A 16138-nucleotide genomic window follows, 5' to 3' on the forward strand; every position below is an offset into this window, starting at 1 on the left:
TCGATTTCCTGCAGCTGGCCGGCGACGATTACGCCCGCGACTTCCGTCTGCTGAACGCCGACGGCGGCGAAAATCCCGCGCTCGCAGTGTTCAAGAAGAGCGGAAACGCGGTGCGGCTGTTCTGGAGAAGCGAGATGACGAACGAGATGGCCGATCCGGGACAAGACCCACGCGACGCACCCGACATCGCGAGCCTGTGGAATATTCTCGACCTCACACCGTCGGGCCGCGGGACCGACTGGTATCCGTCGCTGGAATATTGATTGGGTCGGCTTGGGGGGAGCTGCGGTTCCCTCCTCCACTTCCGTCACCCCGGACTTGATCCGGGGTCCAGTCAGTGCGTCAAAAAAGCGGGATCCCGGATCAAGTCCGGGATGACGATGATTGATAGGCAGCAATCGGTCGCCATCGGACACCCGGCGAGCTGTCAGGGAATCGCGTAAGTCACATTCGCCTGACCGACGGGCTTGTCGGCGTCATCGGTCCAGATGCGGATATCCATCACCGCGAGCCGTTTGCCAAGGCGCAGCATATGCGCGTCGGCGAACAGCGGGCCGGGCCGGCACGGGCGCAGGAACTGGTAGTTGAGCGCGCTGGTCACCGCCATCGCGACGGGGCCGATATGCGCGAGGACGAGGGCATAGGCCGCCATATCGGCGAAGCCCATCTGCGTCGGTCCGGAGATCAGCCCGCCGGGGCGAAGCGCATTTTCGTTCGGCTCCAGCCGCGCCTGGATATGGCCGGGCGCGGCGGAGACGACATGGCCGCGCGAACCCGGCGCCGAATGGGGGAAGGCTTCCGCCATGAAAGCGTTGAGCGCGTCCGCATCCAAACGGATCGCGCCCGACGAGACCGGAGCCGCATCCCCCGCCATCAGGTCAGCGCGTCAGTTTCTTGTACGACGTTGCGTGCGGGCGCGTCGCATCGTCACCGAGGCGGCGGATCTTGTCTTCCTCATAGGATTCGAAATTGCCTTCGAACCATTCGACATGGCTGTCGCCCTCGAACGCGAGGATGTGCGTCGCGAGGCGATCGAGGAAGAAGCGATCGTGGCTGATCACCACTGCGCAGCCAGCGAAGTTTTCGAGCGCTTCTTCGAGCGCCGCCAGCGTTTCGGTGTCGAGATCGTTGGTCGGTTCGTCGAGCAGCAGGACGTTGCCGCCCTGTTTCAGCATCTTCGCCATATGGACGCGGTTGCGCTCACCGCCCGACAGCTGGCCGACCTTCTTCTGCTGGTCGACGCCCTTGAAGTTGAAGGCGCCGACATAAGCGCGCGTCTGCATTTCATGCTTGCCGATATTCATCATTTCGGCGCCGCCCGAGATTTCCTGCCAGACATTATTGTCGGGTTTCAGGTCGTCGCGACTCTGGTCGACGAAGCCCAAATGGACGGTATCGCCTATCGTCACCTTGCCGCTGTCGGGGGTTTCCTGCCCCGTGATCAGCTTGAACAAGGTCGATTTACCTGCGCCGTTGGGGCCGATCACCCCGACGATGCCGCCGGGGGGCAGCGAGAAGGACAGGTTTTCAAAGAGCAATTTGTCGCCAAAGGCTTTCGAGATATTCTCGACTTCGATCACCTTGCCGCCGAGGCGCTGGGGGACCTGGATGACGATCTGCGCCTTGCCGGGGATGCGTTTTTCCTGCGCCTCGACCAGCTGGTCGAAGCTCTTGATACGCGCCTTCGATTTGGCCTGGCGGGCTTTCGGCGACTGCCGGATCCACTCGAGCTCGTCCTTGATCGCTTTCTGGCGACCCGCATCCTCGCGCGATTCCTGTTCGAGGCGCTTGCCCTTCTTTTCGAGATAGGTGGAGTAGTTGCCCTCGTAGACGAAATAGCGGCCGCGATCGAGTTCGAGGATCCAGTTCACGACATTGTCGAGGAAATAGCGATCGTGGGTGACGAGGATGACGTTGCCCGGATAATCGACGAGATGCTTTTCGAGCCACGCGACGCTTTCGGCATCGAGATGGTTGGTCGGTTCGTCGAGCAGCAGGATCGACGGTTTTTCGAGCAGCAGGCGGGTGAGCGCGATGCGGCGTTTTTCCCCGCCCGACAGGCTTTCGACGCCCGAATCGCCCGGCGGGCAGCGCAGCGCTTCCATTGCAATTTCGAGCTGGTTGTCGAGCGTCCAGCCATCGACGGCGTCGATCTTTTCTTGAAGCGTGCCCATTTCCTCCATGAGCGCGTCGAAATCGGCGTCTGCGGGCGGATCGGCCATCAGCGTGCTGATCTCGTTGAAACGATCCATCATGTCGGCAACGCCGCGGACGCCGTCCATGACGTTTTCCTTGACCGTCTTGGCCGGGTCGAGCTGCGGCTCCTGCGCCAGATAGCCGACGGTGATCCCCTCGCCCGCCCACGCTTCGCCGGTGAAGTCCTTGTCGATGCCCGCCATGATCTTCATCAGCGTCGATTTGCCGGTGCCGTTCGGGCCGACGATGCCGATCTTGGCATCGGGATAGAATTGCAGGCTCAGATCCTTGAGCGTCGGCTTTTGCGCGCCGGGATAGGTCTTGTTCAGACCCTTCATCACGAAACTATATTGGGCGGCCATGAAAAATGCTCCGGTATGGGCTGGGCCGCGGGCGCGGCCGGGAGAGTTTTGAGTTGCGCGCCGGTTAGCGAATGGGGGCGGGCTTGGCAATCATTGGGGCAATCGACGCTTGCGCGGCCCGAAGGGACCGTTACGAAAGCGGCATGAAAATCAAAGCCACCCAAGCCCGGTTCGCGGGCATTGCTTCGCTCCTTTTCGCCACCACCGCCTCGGCTTCGATCCCGCCGCCGCCAAGCGCGGTCGAGATGGCGCAGCGCGGCGACGACATCGCCTGGTCGATCACCGAAGGCCTGACCACCGAGATTGGGCCGCGGCAGGCGGGGACCGAGGCCGAAGCGGCGGCGCGCCGCTGGGCGCTGGAGCGGCTTACGGCCCTCGGCTTCCAGAATGTGCGCGAAGAACCATATAGGATGTCGACATGGGTCCGCGGCGAAGAAGCGGCCTCGCTCATCGGCCCGTTCCATCCGCAGAAGCTGGCGATTGCCGCGCTCGGCAACAGCGGTTCGACCGGCGCGAAGGGCATCGAGGGCGATATTGCCTATTTCGCGAGCTATGACGCGCTGGTCGCCGCGCCCGATCACCGTGTAAAAGGCAAGATCGTCTTCATCGATCACCAGATGGAGCGGACGCAGGACGGCAGCGGCTATGGCACATACGGTCGCGGCCGCTTCACCGGGCCGAATGTCGCGGCGAAGAAGGGCGCGATCGCGATCGTCATCCGCTCGATCGGCACCGATGACCACCGGAACCCGCACACCGGCGTCACCACTTTCGAGGATGGCGTGAAGCCGATCCCGGCCGGCGCGATCTCCAACCCCGATGCCGACCTGCTCGTGCGCCAGTGGCAGCGCGCGCAGAAGATACGGACGCAGGAAAGCTCGCTCGGCTATGTGGCGGCGGCGCTCCGCATGAAACTGCTGCTCACCCCGCGCGACCTGGGCCAGCAGGCGTCGGGCAATGTCATTGCCGAGGTGCCGGGCAGCGACCCCGGTGCCAGCCCCGTCATCATCGCCTGCCATCTCGACAGCTGGGATCTGGGCACCGGCGCGATCGACGATGCGTCGGGATGCGGCATCATTACCGCCGCGGCGAAATATGTCATGGCGGCCGGCCAGCCGCGCCGCACGATCCGTGTCTTGTGGGCGGGCGCCGAGGAGGTCGGGGTGTTCGGCGGCAAGGCCTATTTCGACGCGCATGGGAAAGAGAAGCATGCTGTCGCGCTCGAATCCGATTTCGGCGCCGACCGCGTGTGGCGCGTCGATTTCAAGCTGCCCGACAGCGCGAAGGGGCTTGCCGACCGGATTGCTGCCGCCGTGGCGCCGTTCGGGGTCACCCGTGGACGCCAACCGGCGAACGGCGGCGCCGATGTGGGCGCGCTCGTCGCGGCGGGCGTTCCGGCGATCGATCTGGCGCAGGATGGGACACGTTATTTCGATCTGCACCACACGCCCGACGACACGCTCGACAAGGTCGACCCCGTGCAATTGCGGCAAAATGTGACCGTTTGGGCCGCGACTCTGGCGATTCTTGCCAACAGCACGAACGACGAACTTCCCTAGTGTGACGGAGAAATGACAGAATCCCGCCGCCCCCGGCCATCTCAATTATTTTTGTTGACGATTCATGCGGAACGGCTAAATCCCGCGGCTCGCGGTACGGGAAGTTTTCCCGGACGCGTTAAGGCATTTTAGGGAGCCCACACATCATGAAGAAGTTTGCTGCTATCGCCGTTGCTGCCAGCATGTTCGCCCTCGCCGCTTGCGGTGAAAAGGCTGCTGAAGAAGCCACCACCGAAGCTCCGGCCGCTGAAGCGGTTGCTGAAGAAGGCGCCGACGCCGCTGCTGCTGGCGCTGAAGCCGCTGCCGCTGGTGCCGACGCTGCTGCCGCTGGTGCAGAAGCTGCTGCCGCTCCGGCTGACGCTGCTGCTCCGGCTGACGCCGCTGCTGCTCCGGCCGCTGCTGCTCCGGCTGAAGAAAAGAAGTAAGTCGCAGCCCCTCGGGGCGTTGACTGAAACGAGAAACGGGCGGTCTTCCTTCGGGAAGGCCGCCTTTTTCTTTGCCCGCCCTTTTCGTCAAAGGCCGTTCAAGCGGGATAGACTTGCATCCCTGGCGTGTCTAAGGCGCGGGGCAGTAGTCGGGGAGTAGCGCAGCCCGGTAGCGCGCCTGCTTTGGGAGCAGGATGTCGCAGGTTCGAATCCTGTCTCCCCGACCACTATCTTCCCACACCGATCCGCGATCGCTGCCAACCACGCACGACGCATCTTTACCGGCTGGACAGTGGCTTTCGCCGCCCATAACTTGATTGCAGGGGGGAGGAACGAGCATGGCATTTCTGACCGCGTTGATGTTGGGCATGGCCCCTGCGCCGCCCGCCGAGTGGGTCACCAAGATATATAATGGCTGGCGGGTCAGCGCCGTCCAACCCTCGTCCTGCGTCGCCATAAAGCAGTTCGAGGGAGACATCATCGTCTATCTGGAATTTTTTGAGCGACACAATGAAGTGACCCTCGCGGTCGGGGATCCCAGCTTCGAATCGTTGAAGGACGGCGAAGTCTATAAGCTCACGACCGATCTGGAACTCAAGGACGGGCGGACCGCCAATTTTGGACAGGTCAATTTCCTGGGGCGCGTCGATGGCAACATCAGGTCGATTGCCGCCCCCTTTGTCGGAAAAGAGTTCCTCGGCGTCTTCGAACAAGCGGCCCGCTTGAAGATCAAACGCGGCGAAGTCAGCGTCGCCGACGTCGACGTCTCTTATGGACAGGGATGGCAAATCTCCGCGTTACGAGATTGCGCCGCGCTGATGGCGAAGAAGAATCCGAGCGACCCGTTCGCCGACTGATTGCCGCCCGCGATCTATCCCGCCGACGTCGCAATCAACCGCGCATAAAAGTCGATCATCCGCTTGAAGCTGTCGATCGTCATATGCTCGTTGGTGCCGTGGATCATCGCGGTTTCCTTGAGCGTGAAGTGCATCGGCATGAAGCGGTACACATCCTTTGAAATCGGCTCCATGCTGCGGCTGTCGGTCGCCGCGACGACCAGATAGGGCGCGACAACGGCATCGGGCGCATCGGCACGCGCGGCCGCGACGACATATTTCCAGCCCTGCGAATTGCTCGACGACACGCGCGACGGCTCGTTCGGCGGCTTGACCCAGCTAAGTTCGACTGACGCATCGCCGACCGCCGCCTTGGCGCGCGCCATCACGTCGGCCGAGCTGTTCCACGGTGCGATGCGATAGTTGATCAGCGCGCTGGCCGATTGCGGCAGGACATTCTCCTTGGGGCTCCCCTGCAACATCGTCGGCGCGATCGTCGTGTGAAAGGCGGCCGCCGACGAAGGCGATGCCGAAAGCTGTTTATTCAGTAGCGAACCGAGCAACCACTGGTTCGCGACGGCGAGCTTCGTCGTCCCGCCCTTGTGCGCGGCCAGCGCCTCGACCATCGCCGCGCCCGGGCCGCGCATCTCGATCGGGAAAGGGCTCTCGGCGATCGCTAGCACCGCGCGCGCCAGCGTCGTCACCCCCGTTTCGGCGGGGGGCATCGAGCTGTGCCCGCCGGGCGCGTTGGCGGTGACTTTGAGCGTCGCATAACCCTTTTCGGCGACGCCGATCAGGATCGCCGGCCCGTCGATCACCGGCGTGTCGCGCAGCACGACGCTGCCCTCGTCGAGCGTATAGAGCGCGCGCACGCCCTCGGCCTTCAGCTTGGCTGCGGCAGCAACCGCGCCCGATCCGCCGGCCTCTTCGTCGTGCCCTGACACCAGATAGATGCCGCGCTTGGGCTGGAACCCCTGCGCCGCCAGCGCCTCGATCGCTTCGAACAGGCCGATGAGCGAGCCCTTGTCGTCGACCGTGCCGCGGCCCCACACCGAATTTTCAGCGATCGTCCCGGCAAAAGGCGGATATTTCCAGTCGCCTTCGGTGCCCTCGGTAACAGGGACGACATCCTGATGCGCCATGACGATGATCGGCGCGAGCGACGCGTCGCTGCCCGGCCAGTGATAGACGAGCGTCCGGTTCGGCAGGATCGTGCGCGCCATGGCCCGGTGCGTCGCGGGATAGGTCGCCGCGAGCCAGCTGTGCAGCCGGTCCCATTCGGCGACGTCATTCTCCGCCGGATCCTGATGCGAAATCGTCTTGATCTGCGCCGCGGCGCTCAGATGCCCGACGGCGGCGTCGAGATCATAGGTCGGCACTGCGGCGAGCCGGATGTCGCTGCCGTCGGCGATGCCCCTGGGCGCGAAGGTCGCGGTCCGTACCGCTACCGCCCCTGCAACCACCGCGAAGATCGCAAGACCGCCGAGCAAGATCGTTCGCCGCTTCCCCATGTCCCTCTCCTTCTGCCAGCGCAATGGAGAGGTATCGGTTTCGATTTGCAAGGGAAATGGTGGGCCCGGCAGGACTCGAACCCGCAACCTAGCCGTTATGAGCGGCCAGCTCTAACCGTTGAGCTACAGGCCCCCTTTTCAAACCCGGTGGGGGTGTGCGGGCGATAGCGGAGGCCGCGCCGCATTGGCAAGCGCCAACGATCAGCGCACCGGCTTCGTCAGCATCTTCCGCTCCGCCATCGCCAATATCTCGGCGGCCGTCGTCGCCTCCACGCCGCGGCGCGCAAGGTGATCGAGCACCACGTCCCACCAGCGATAGAAAAGGTCGAGATCGGCGCTGCTGCGGACATAGGGCGTGTTGCCCGGCTGCAGCGACGGCGAGTGGAAAGAGAAGTTGAGCACTGGCAGGCGCGCCGCGATCGCGATATCGATCGCCTTGCACGCCCGTTCGGCAGGAATCCCCTCGGGCGTCAGCGCGATCCGTTCGACGAGCCCCAGGCGGGCGAGCGCCGCGCCGGCATGCGTGCCGTTTCGCGCGATGCGGTGATAGACGCGGCGCCCCGCTCCCCCGAGCAAGCCGCCGAAGACCGTCGTGACCGGCATCTCGAGCACCGCGCCCTGCCCGGTGCGAACCCACCAAGGATGCAGCGGCGCGGCGCGATAGTCGGGGCCGTGCCCGGCGCGATAATCGAACCCGCTGCGAACCGACGTGTCGCAGCGGAAGCCCAGTTCGGCAAGCATCGCGGCGCTATCGGGACCCAGGCCATATCGCCCGGCGCGATAAACGGCCGGTGCAACGCCGAAGCGGTCGCGGATCGCATCGCGCAGCGCCGTCATTTTCGCGCGCTGCAACGCGGCGGGCAGGTTCCCGGTATAGCTGTTGCGCTCGTTCACATCCTCGTCGTGCGGCGGGGTCACCCAGGGATGAAGCTGCGCCCCGATTTCGCAGCGGCCGCCATCCTGCGCCGCGCCCAGAATGTCGACCGCGCGGTCGTCGGCGACGATCGGCCAGTCGACCAGATAGATGGGCCGAACCGCGGCCTGTGCGAAATAGCTTTGGCATTCGGCGAGCGCGGGAACCGACGCGAGACGATAGCCGGTGCGTGCGAAGGGCGCCGCCCAGTCGAAATCCTCTTCGGTATCGATCGTGACCCAGAATCGGGGACGCTCACCCGCGTCCAGTTCGATCAGGTCCGATGCGGCCGGATACGCAAAGAAATTGCCCGCAGGTTGCACCATGCTCCCCTTCGCCCTGAAAGGCTGGCCGACCGGCCTACTCGCCTTGCTGGGCTTCCAGCTCGACTTCGGCCTTTGAGTTGGCGGAGGGCAGGTGCAAGGTCAAGGCGTTATGCCCGATATCGAGGCGTCCGCCGCTGCTGCGCGCAAGGCTGTCGACGAGCCGGAGCGAGAAACCGAGGCTGAGCACCGCGGCGCCGGGCGCTTCGCCTTCGGGGCTGAAGCCCGGATCGAGCAGCTCGGCGGCCGTCGCAAAACGGATCGTCGCAGGGCGGACAAGGCGCAGCTGGAGCATGTCGTCGTGCCGCGACTCGGTCACCAATTGTCCGACCAAAATTGCCCCCGGTTCGGATACATCGACCAGCGCAGTCAGCAGGCGCCCGACCATCCGCCGCACATCGGCGTCGCTGGCAAGCCCGAGGAACGGCCCCCCGACCCGCGAGATGCTGAGATCGACGCGCTGATCGGCGAGAAGCGCCGCAAGTTCGCTTTCGACCTGCGTCACCACCCCACCGAGGTCGACGACCTCTTCCGAGCGGGCGTCGCCGTGCGCCGAGCCGCTTCGTGCTGCGGTCTCCAGATCGTCGATGATCGATTGCACCGATGCGGCATCGGCAACGATCGTTTCGGCCATCCCGCGATAACCGTGGCTGACCGGCCCGAACATCTGTCCCGAAATAATCTGCGCGAAGCCCGAAATGGCATTCAGCGGGCTGCGAAGCTCGTGGATGAGCTGACGGATCGAATCGCCTGAATCCTCCGCCGCAGGCCGCCCATAAGGCATTTCATTGCGGTGCGGGCGGCGCGCGCTCGCGCGATAGCCACGAAACTGTCCGGTCGCCGGATCGAACCAGGGCAACGCCGAAAAACGCCATTCGCCGGCCTCCGCCGGCGCGCCCTCCAGCAGCATGCGTGCATTGATGATTTCGGCGCGCTGGCGAAAGGCGCCCGCGGCAACGCCATCGGTGCCGGGCTCGCCGCCAAAGGCCGCTTCGGCGATCGACAGGCCGATCACCGCGCCGCGCGTCACGCCCTCGACCCAGTGGATTACGCCGTCCGGGCCGGTTTCGAACAGGAATGCCGCGCGCGGGGTGCGCGATTGGGCGGGCTGGGCGCGCGTGGATTGATATTTGTCGATCCGGCGGACGAGTTCGCTGATCTGGCTCGGATGCCCCTCGCTCGCGGGTTCTGGCGCCTTTTCCGCTGCCGGGGCGCGCTCCTCTTTCGCCGTGGCTTCGGGCTGCGGCAAGGCGACCGACGCGCTGCCAAGGCTGGCGAGCGCGCGATAAACTCCGCTTGGCAGGTCGGAGCGCCCCGCCAGCACCGACCGCGCCATCGCGCTCGTCGCGGGCAGCAGCGCCAGCCAGTCGGCTTCGGCAAGCCGCGCATCGCGCAGCATGGTCGCCGACACCGCCGCAACATCATTGGCGTAAAGCGCTACGAGCGGCGCAAAACGGCCATGGCGCGCGACGGCGCGCGCGCAGTCGCGGCGTACGGATTCGGGAACGCGCGGCCTGAGCACCGCGAGCGCATGCAGGCTGCGGCGAATATCGTCATCGGACAGTTGATTGCCGCGCTGCGCCAGAATATCGGTAAGTTGGCGCCAGGCCGTGATGCTCGCACGGCGATCCGCAGGCGCCTGGCGCAAGATGGTCGCAATCATCGAGTCAGCAGTCACGCAAAATCAGCCCCACAGCCCTGGTCGTTGGTTAGCATATGCTTACCGGCTAGCGTGAATCATCCGGTCATGAAAGTGCCTTAACCGTCCACGTCGCATTGTGGGACAATTGCAATCGCCTGAAATATTATTATGGTCACCGCAGTTTTGGAAAGCGGATGTTTCAATGATGGCTAGTCAGAAATTCGATCAGATTGATTTGCAGATACTGGGCGAGCTGCAAAAAAACGGGCGGATGACGAATGTCGAACTGGCACAGATGGTGGGGCTTACGGCGCCGCCATGTCTTCGCCGCGTGCGCGCGCTCGAAGAATCGGGGGTCATCCGGTCCTATCACGCCGACCTTGACGCATCGAAGCTCGGCTATGGAATTACCGTCTTTGCGATGGTCAGCCTGCGCAGCCAGGCCGAGTCCGACCTCAAGGCGTTCGAGGATTATGTCGGCGGGCTCGCCGAGGTGCGCGAATGCTACATGCTGAACGGCGAGATCGACTTTTTGCTGAAGGTCGTCGCCCGCGACCTCCAGAGTTTCCAGTCGTTCCTGACCGCGCACCTGACGTCGGCGCCCAACGTCACCAGCGTCAAAACATCGCTGACGATTCGCACCGCGAAACAGCTCGCAGGAATTCCCGTCGAACCCTGACCGTTCGTACAAAGTGCATAAAAAAGGCGCCGCCCCGTTCGGAGCGGCGCCTTTTTTTTTAGCCTGGGCCGAAGCGATCAGCTGCCGGTCGCGGGGGCGGACGCCGGAGCCGCCGGAGCGGCCGGAGCGGCCGGAGCGGCCGGAGCGGCCGGCGGGGCATCGATCTTTGCCGTCCACAATTGGGCAAGCCGCTTGCGGGGGCCGTTGATCTGCGCGAAGCTTGCCTTCGCACCTGCGACGTCGCCCGAATGGGCCTGTGCGACGCCCAGGCGATAGGTCCACAATTCCTTGTCGCCGCCGGCGGCCAGCGCCGCCTTGTAGAGCGGAATGGCGTCGCCAAAGCGGCCATAGCCGACCATCGCGTCGCCCGTGGCGCCCGCAACCTTCGGATTCGACAGGGTCGAAGGCTTTTTGGCATAGGCGGTCAACGTCGTTTCCTCGTCGCCCATGCGCTCCGACTGGCTTTTGAGCAACTCGTTGAACTTGGCGTCGCTGTCCGGGATCACCTTGCTCTGCTTGCCGGCCTTGATCAGCGACACGACCTCGCCCGGCAGGGCCGCTTCGGTCGCAAGCGCGGCATATTCCGCATATTCGGGACGTTGCTGCATCGCCCCCGTCGCGCGCATCAGGCGCAGGACGTCGAGCCCGATTTCCTTGTCGGGATTGGCCTGCAACAAGATGAAGAGCGTTTGACGCCAAACGGTCGGCTGGTTGTAGTCGCGCATGCGCAGCGTCATCAGGTCCAGCACTTCATTGGTGCGATTGGCGGCCTGCAACGCCTTGATCGGCCGGACATAAAGTTCGTCCGACGGACGCTGGCCGGCGGCGCGGCTCGCCTCGATCGCGGCCTTGGCGGTGGCGATGCCCTGATCGGTCTGCCCCGAATTCAGATAGCTGTCCATCAGCAGGACCGGCAGATTGGCATCGGTCGATCCCGCGGCGCGCGCGGCTTCGAGCCGCTTGATCGCCTTCGGATAGTCCTTCGCCGCATAAGCGAAATTGCCCGAGAAGAAGTTGTAGACCGCGAGATTTTCCGGCGGAGTCAGGCCCGAATCGAGCATCGCATCAAGGCCTTGGCCCTGGATCGCCTGATCCTTGTTCAGGATGCCCAGCTGAAGCTGGTAGAAAGCGAGCAGATATTTGTCGTCGGGGGCGGTGGCGGCCCCCTCCCCTTCGGCCAGCGCCGCCTGCAACGCCGCGGTGTCCTTAGCTGCGGAGGCGTCGGTCATTTTCTTGAGTGCGGGGCCGAACGCCTTGCTCGCCGACAGCCCCTTGCCCTTCGACGCTTCTTCCTTCTTCGGCTTTTCTTTCTTCTGGGCGGAAGCGGGCGCCGCAGTCGCCATCAGCGCGCAGCCCAACACGGCGGCCATCGCCGTTGCGGGCATCGAGCGGAAACGGGTGAACATCGAAATCTCTCCTTTGAACTCGGCCGCCTTCGCCCAAGCATGCAGGTTCGGCCGCGCGTCGTAAACGCGGCTAAACCCGTCGCGTTGCCATGGCAAGACGGCCGGTATTGATATTTCAATGAAGGAAAGCGACTGAACGGAAATTGAACCCGGTCTGCCGGGCCGGACCGGGCAGCGTCAGAACCGCGGTCAGGCGATCGTGTCGATTGCCTGGTTGATCCGGCGCAGCACGGAGGGATCCCCCGGCGCGCCCTCGATCGCCGCCTCGGCGAGCTGGATCAGCGGGATGATGCCAAAGGTCGCGGCGAGCCCTTTCAGGCGGATTGCCGCCATTTCCCAGTTCGCATCGCAGCGCGATCGGCGCATCAGATCGGACAGGTCGCGCGCGCTGCCGGTGAAGGCGGTGCGCAGGTCCATCGCCATCGCGGGATCGTCGCCGAACGCCGCGCTGAGATATCGGTCGAGAGGGCCGCTGTCGAAAGACATTCCACAGGATTGGCAGGCTGTCGTTAAGTTTCCGTTTCATGGCGGCCATTTGATGCTAAGATGGCAGGATGACGGGGGAAAAGAAGATCGTCGGATTGTGGCGGAATTCCGCGGCAAACCAGGAAGCGGACAGCGCGGACCCGGCAGAAGTGGCGGCGCCCGAAGCCGCGTCTGCGCCCGATGCCGAGGCGCCCGCCGAACGGAATTGGCTCGACATGTCCTCGCTCGATGACGCCGGGGATATCGATGAGGCGCCACGCGCCGCGTCGGCCTCGCGTGAGCGCGTTGCCCCTGCGCTGCTTATCCTTCTGGCGATCGGCTGGACGGGGTTCGCGCTCTTCGTTGCGACGGGCGCCTTTACACGCAGCCCCGAACTCTCCGCCTGGCCCACACTCGTCGCGACGATCGCGATGCCGCTGACGCTGCTCGCGGTGCTGTGGATGGTCTTGCTCCGGTCGGGCCGGTCCGAACAGGCGCGTTTCGCCCGCGTCGCGGCCGCGCTTCGCGAAGAGAATTTGGCGCTCAACCAGTCGATGCATTCGCTCGGCCTGCATCTGGCGGATGCGCAGAAGCAGCTCGGAGATCAGGCGAAGATCGTCCAGCAGCTCGGCCTCGACACTATATTGCGGCTGGGTGAAAGCAGCGACAAGCTCGCCAGCAATGCCTCGGTCATCGCCAACGCGCACGACCAGCTCGCACGCTCGGGCGACGTCGCGCTGCAGCGGATGGACGGGTTGCTCGCCGGCCTGCCGCGGATCGACGATGTCGCGCAGCGGCTTGCGGTCAATTTCCGCGAGGCGGGACTCGTCGCGCATCAGCAAGGCGCCAACCTCGAAGCCCGACTCGCGGCGCTCGGCGAGGAAGCCGCCAAGGCGGCGCAGACCGGAGCCGATTCGACCGCGACGCTGCTCGAGGCGATCGTCGCGCTGCAGGAAGCGACGAAGGAAACCGAATCGGACCTGCTCGCCGCGTCGGCGCAGGTCGCCGACGTGCAAGGCGCGGCGCTCGGGCATATGACGAAGGTTGCGGCCTCGGCACGCGACGATATGGCCTCGACCGTCGCCGCGATGACGGGCCAGATCGATCAAAGCTGGCGGCAGTTCCGCGAAGGCGTCGACGACGCCGGCGCGCTGATGGATGCGAAGCTCGGCCTCGCCCGCGATGCCGGCGTCGCGATGGGCGCGCAGCTCGCCGCCCACGCCGACGCCAGCGACGCACTCGCCTCGCGCATCACCGCGCATGTAGCCGAAGTCGGGAAACAACTGGAAATCCTCGACGTCAGCGTCAGCTCCAGCACCGGGGTCATCGGCCGTTCGATCGACGACACCAAGGCGCAGCTCGCCGCGTTCATGCAGGAAGTGCAAAGCGGCAACGCCTCCGCGCATCAACTCATCGCCCATGCCGAATCGCTGCTCCTCGCGCTCGATGCGGTGACACGCGAACTCGACGAAACGCTGCCGCACGCGCTCGACCGCATCACCTCGCACGGCAAGACCACCCAGACGGCGCTGTCGCAGCTCCGCCCGATCCTCGACGCCTCCGAACTCGTCGCGCAGTCGACGGCGTCGCATGTCAACGCGGTCCAGGCGACGCTCAAGGCGAATGAAGAGCAGATGGCGGGTCATGCGACCAGCCAGCAGGCGCTCGTCGACCGCATCAACACTTCGCTCGCCGACGCCGAAGCCTCGCTCGCCAAGCTGCGCGAGGGCGCAGACGAATTCGCCGAACAGGGCGGTGCGCGCATGATCGCGACGCTCGGCGAAGTTCGCGCGACCGCCGATTCGGCGGCCGACGAAGCGCGGCTGACGCTCGAAAAGCTGGTCGCAAGCGCGCGCGAGACGATGCAGGCGACCGCCACCGATGCGATCGACGCCGCGTTCAAGAACGAGATCATGGCGCAACTCAGCGCGATCGAGGATGCTTCGGCGCGCGCCGTCGCGGCGGCGAACGGCGCCGCCGACCGGTTGATGCGCCAGCTGATCACGATCATGGACACCAGCGCGACCGTCGAACAGCGCGTGAGCGAGGCCGAACAGGCGATCGCCGTGTCGGACCGCGATTCGCTCGCGAAACAGGTCGGATTGCTGACCGAATCGCTGAAATCGACCGCGATCGACGTCACCAAGATCTTGTCGAGCGAAGTCAGCGACACCGCATGGGACGCGTACCTGAAGGGCGACCGCGGCGTGTTCGCGCGGCGCGCGGTCAAGCTGATCGACAATAGCGAGGCCAAGGAAATCCTGCGCCTCTATCAGGCCGACGATGGCTTCCACGCGTCAGTGAACCAGTTCATCCACGACTTCGAAGCGATGCTGCGCCTGCTCATCGGCGCGCGCGACGGGTCGGCGATCAGCGTCACCTTGCTCTCGTCGGATATCGGCAAGCTGTATGTCGCGCTGGCGCAGGCGATCGACCGCCTGCGGAATTAGGCGGCGCTGGAATGGACGGAGCGGTGTGACGGGTTCCGACCGGTTGCGGACATTCCTTCTCCCCTCCCGCAGGCGGGAGGGGGCGTTCAGAGGCGCGTGACTCTGAACGCGGGAGGGCAGCGACGTCGCGATAGCCCACCCCGCTACGACTAACGAACAAAGTTCGTAAGTCTCGCTGCCCCTCCCGCCTGCGGGAGGGGAAAACAGTTTGCCGTCGCAACGGCAGCTCCCACCCCAAAGCAGGCGTCGCCTCCAAATAGGCCTTTCCTACATTATCCCACTGTGCCAGCCTTCATCCCGGCTCTTTCATTTGGTAGATAAAAGCGGTTGCTGGCTGGCTTGCGGGTGCGGCCACAGTGGGGCGTACCGTGCGTGTCCAGCACCCCCCGCGAGGTCCAAATCGGCGCCGCACAGGGCTGAACTTTACTGAACTTTGGAACTCTTGCGCGCCAGCGGGTCAGGCCCGCCCGGTCAGCACGTCGGGATCGGCCCAGCCGTTCACATAGGCGAGGTAGTAAAGCACGAAGGTGATCGTCGCCGCGATCGTCATCTGGAGCAGGATGCGTCCGGGGCGGAAGGTCGCCGGCGCGCCCGGCTCCTGTCCGCGCACCAGCGGCGTCGCGTCATCGCTCGCGCGGCGGCCGTGGAAGGGCAGCACGAAAAAGGCGCTGAACGCCCAGAACAACAGATAGATGGCGAGCGCCGAAGTCCATTTCATGCGTTTGTTTCCGTGCGTCAGATGTCGACGAGCATCACATCGACGACGGGCTTTTTCCCCGTCCAGTCGGTCGCGATCCGGCGAACGCCAAGACGGATCGCCTCGCGCAGCTTTTCCTGATCGCGGGCGGGCCCCGTCGCGGCCTGTTCGGCGGCTTCGCGCATCTCGTCGATAAAGGCTTCGCGTTCGTCCTCGACGGGCACGCCGCGATAGCTGATCGCGCTGTCGACGAAGCGCTTGTCGGAGAAGATCGCCGCGACGGTGATATGGCCGTGGAGCGCCAGCTTGCGTCGTTCGTTGATCGTCTCGCCCTCGGCGGGCAGGATGACGTCGCCGTCGAGGATCAACCGGCCCGCGCGCACGCGTTCGATGATCTTTGGAGTGCCCGGCGACAGCCGTACCAGATCGCCATTTTCCTGCACCAGTGCGTCCGCGATGCCCTTTTCAAGCGCAAAGCGCGCCTGTTCGTGCATATGGCGGATTTCGCCATGCACCGGCAGGACAAGCTTGGGGCGCAGCCAGCCATAGAGCGCAGCAAGCTCGGGTTGCCCCGGATGACCGCTAACATGAATATGCGCCTGTTTCTCGGTAACCGTCAGCACGTCTTTCGCGGCGAGCTGGTTCATGATCCGCCCGATCGCGACCTCGTTGCC

The 16138-nt window shown here is 64.7% G+C and carries 15 protein-coding genes and 2 tRNA genes; 7 read left to right on the plus strand and 10 right to left on the minus strand.

All coding sequences use genetic code 11. The features are described 5' to 3' along the window. Positions 1-263, plus strand: a 263-nt coding sequence (locus VJ811_RS07010) for a DUF899 family protein (RefSeq protein ID WP_324071542.1), incomplete at its 5' end; no start/stop codon positions are given. A 164-nt stretch (positions 264-427) separates the two neighbouring features. Here the strand turns inward: VJ811_RS07010 and VJ811_RS07015 are convergent. Both VJ811_RS07015 and ettA read right to left on the minus strand, forming a co-directional pair. Beyond that, positions 428-874, minus strand: coding sequence for a PaaI family thioesterase (locus VJ811_RS07015; protein WP_324071543.1), 447 nt, complete (start codon positions 872-874; stop codon positions 428-430). A gap of 4 nt (positions 875-878) precedes the next feature. Continuing rightward, entirely contained in the window at positions 879-2558 is a 1680-nt protein-coding gene (gene ettA / locus VJ811_RS07020; protein WP_324071544.1) for an energy-dependent translational throttle protein EttA, read from the minus strand. A gap of 143 nt (positions 2559-2701) precedes the next feature. Here ettA and VJ811_RS07025 point away from each other — a divergent pair, with 143 nt between their 5' ends. The 4 genes from VJ811_RS07025 (at position 2702) to VJ811_RS07040 (ending at position 5399) form a co-directional block, all read left to right on the plus strand. Beyond that, positions 2702-4117, plus strand: a complete 1416-nt coding sequence (locus VJ811_RS07025; RefSeq protein ID WP_324071545.1) for a M28 family peptidase — start codon at positions 2702-2704, stop codon at positions 4115-4117. Positions 4118-4321: 204 nt separating this feature from the next. Continuing rightward, the gene (locus VJ811_RS07030) at positions 4322-4702 is read left to right on the plus strand and encodes a hypothetical protein (RefSeq protein WP_324071546.1); all 381 of its coding nucleotides are present in this window, start codon (positions 4322-4324) and stop codon (positions 4700-4702) included. Beyond that, a tRNA-Pro gene (locus VJ811_RS07035) sits at positions 4693-4769 on the plus strand. Before VJ811_RS07030 ends, VJ811_RS07035 begins: the two co-directional genes overlap by 10 nt. A 111-nt stretch (positions 4770-4880) precedes the next feature. Then, complete coding sequence (locus tag VJ811_RS07040) at positions 4881-5399, plus strand: hypothetical protein (protein ID WP_324071547.1); 519 nt, start codon at positions 4881-4883, stop codon at positions 5397-5399. 14 nt (positions 5400-5413) lie between these two features. On the opposite strand, the gene VJ811_RS07045 is transcribed toward VJ811_RS07040, so the two are convergent. From VJ811_RS07045 to VJ811_RS07060, 4 genes are all read right to left on the minus strand, one after another. Then, positions 5414-6889, minus strand: coding sequence for a M20 family peptidase (locus tag VJ811_RS07045; RefSeq protein WP_324071548.1), 1476 nt, complete (start codon positions 6887-6889; stop codon positions 5414-5416). Positions 6890-6946: 57 nt separating this feature from the next. Continuing rightward, positions 6947-7022, minus strand: a tRNA-Ile gene (locus VJ811_RS07050). A 68-nt stretch (positions 7023-7090) separates the two neighbouring features. After that, positions 7091-8128: a polysaccharide deacetylase family protein gene (locus VJ811_RS07055; protein WP_324071549.1), complete on the minus strand. Its 1038-nt coding sequence runs from the start codon at positions 8126-8128 to the stop codon at positions 7091-7093. A 34-nt stretch (positions 8129-8162) separates the two neighbouring features. Further along, positions 8163-9773: a histidine kinase dimerization/phospho-acceptor domain-containing protein gene (locus VJ811_RS07060; RefSeq protein WP_324071550.1), complete on the minus strand. Its 1611-nt coding sequence runs from the start codon at positions 9771-9773 to the stop codon at positions 8163-8165. Between the two features lie 199 nt (positions 9774-9972). Between VJ811_RS07060 and VJ811_RS07065 the strand changes: the two genes are divergently transcribed. Then, positions 9973-10446, plus strand: a complete 474-nt coding sequence (locus VJ811_RS07065; protein WP_037510868.1) for an Lrp/AsnC family transcriptional regulator — start codon at positions 9973-9975, stop codon at positions 10444-10446. A gap of 77 nt (positions 10447-10523) precedes the next feature. On the opposite strand, the gene VJ811_RS07070 is transcribed toward VJ811_RS07065, so the two are convergent. Both VJ811_RS07070 and VJ811_RS07075 read right to left on the minus strand, forming a co-directional pair. Beyond that, positions 10524-11852 (minus strand): tetratricopeptide repeat protein, encoded by a 1329-nt coding sequence (locus tag VJ811_RS07070; protein WP_324071551.1) that lies wholly within the window; start codon positions 11850-11852, stop codon positions 10524-10526. A gap of 189 nt (positions 11853-12041) precedes the next feature. Then, positions 12042-12338: an Hpt domain-containing protein gene (locus VJ811_RS07075; RefSeq protein ID WP_324071552.1), complete on the minus strand. Its 297-nt coding sequence runs from the start codon at positions 12336-12338 to the stop codon at positions 12042-12044. Between the two features lie 68 nt (positions 12339-12406). On the opposite strand from VJ811_RS07075, the gene VJ811_RS07080 reads away from it, so the two are divergent. Beyond that, a complete protein-coding gene (locus VJ811_RS07080) occupies positions 12407-14767 on the plus strand; it encodes a hypothetical protein (RefSeq protein ID WP_324071553.1) in 2361 nt (786 codons plus the stop codon). A 457-nt stretch (positions 14768-15224) separates the two neighbouring features. Here VJ811_RS07080 and VJ811_RS07085 read toward each other — a convergent pair whose 3' ends face one another. Beyond that, on the minus strand, positions 15225-15485 hold the full coding sequence (locus tag VJ811_RS07085; protein WP_324071554.1) for a DUF1467 family protein: 261 nt from the start codon (positions 15483-15485) through the stop codon (positions 15225-15227). Between the two features lie 17 nt (positions 15486-15502). Beyond that, positions 15503-16138, minus strand: a 636-nt coding sequence (locus VJ811_RS07090; RefSeq protein WP_324071555.1) for an MBL fold metallo-hydrolase RNA specificity domain-containing protein, incomplete at its 5' end; no start/stop codon positions are given.

It is taken from the genome of Sphingopyxis sp. (assembly GCF_035250425.1).
GTDB lineage: Bacteria > Pseudomonadota > Alphaproteobacteria > Sphingomonadales > Sphingomonadaceae > Sphingopyxis.

What these genes read in the sequence shown, in the direction of transcription:
- VJ811_RS07015 (WP_324071543.1), bottom strand. Translation starts at nt 874, where the DNA reads ATGGCGGGGGATGCGGCTCCGGTCTCGTCGGGCGCGATCCGTTTGGAT.
- ettA (WP_324071544.1), bottom strand. Translation starts at nt 2,558, where the DNA reads ATGGCCGCCCAATATAGTTTCGTGATGAAGGGTCTGAACAAGACCTAT.
- VJ811_RS07025 (WP_324071545.1), top strand. Translation starts at nt 2,702, where the DNA reads ATGAAAATCAAAGCCACCCAAGCCCGGTTCGCGGGCATTGCTTCGCTC.
- VJ811_RS07040 (WP_324071547.1), top strand. Translation starts at nt 4,881, where the DNA reads ATGGCATTTCTGACCGCGTTGATGTTGGGCATGGCCCCTGCGCCGCCC.
- VJ811_RS07045 (WP_324071548.1), bottom strand. Translation starts at nt 6,889, where the DNA reads ATGGGGAAGCGGCGAACGATCTTGCTCGGCGGTCTTGCGATCTTCGCG.
- VJ811_RS07055 (WP_324071549.1), bottom strand. Translation starts at nt 8,128, where the DNA reads ATGGTGCAACCTGCGGGCAATTTCTTTGCGTATCCGGCCGCATCGGAC.
- VJ811_RS07065 (WP_037510868.1), top strand. Translation starts at nt 9,973, where the DNA reads ATGGCTAGTCAGAAATTCGATCAGATTGATTTGCAGATACTGGGCGAG.
- VJ811_RS07070 (WP_324071551.1), bottom strand. Translation starts at nt 11,852, where the DNA reads ATGTTCACCCGTTTCCGCTCGATGCCCGCAACGGCGATGGCCGCCGTG.
- VJ811_RS07075 (WP_324071552.1), bottom strand. Translation starts at nt 12,338, where the DNA reads ATGTCTTTCGACAGCGGCCCTCTCGACCGATATCTCAGCGCGGCGTTC.
- VJ811_RS07080 (WP_324071553.1), top strand. Translation starts at nt 12,407, where the DNA reads ATGACGGGGGAAAAGAAGATCGTCGGATTGTGGCGGAATTCCGCGGCA.
- VJ811_RS07085 (WP_324071554.1), bottom strand. Translation starts at nt 15,485, where the DNA reads ATGAAATGGACTTCGGCGCTCGCCATCTATCTGTTGTTCTGGGCGTTC.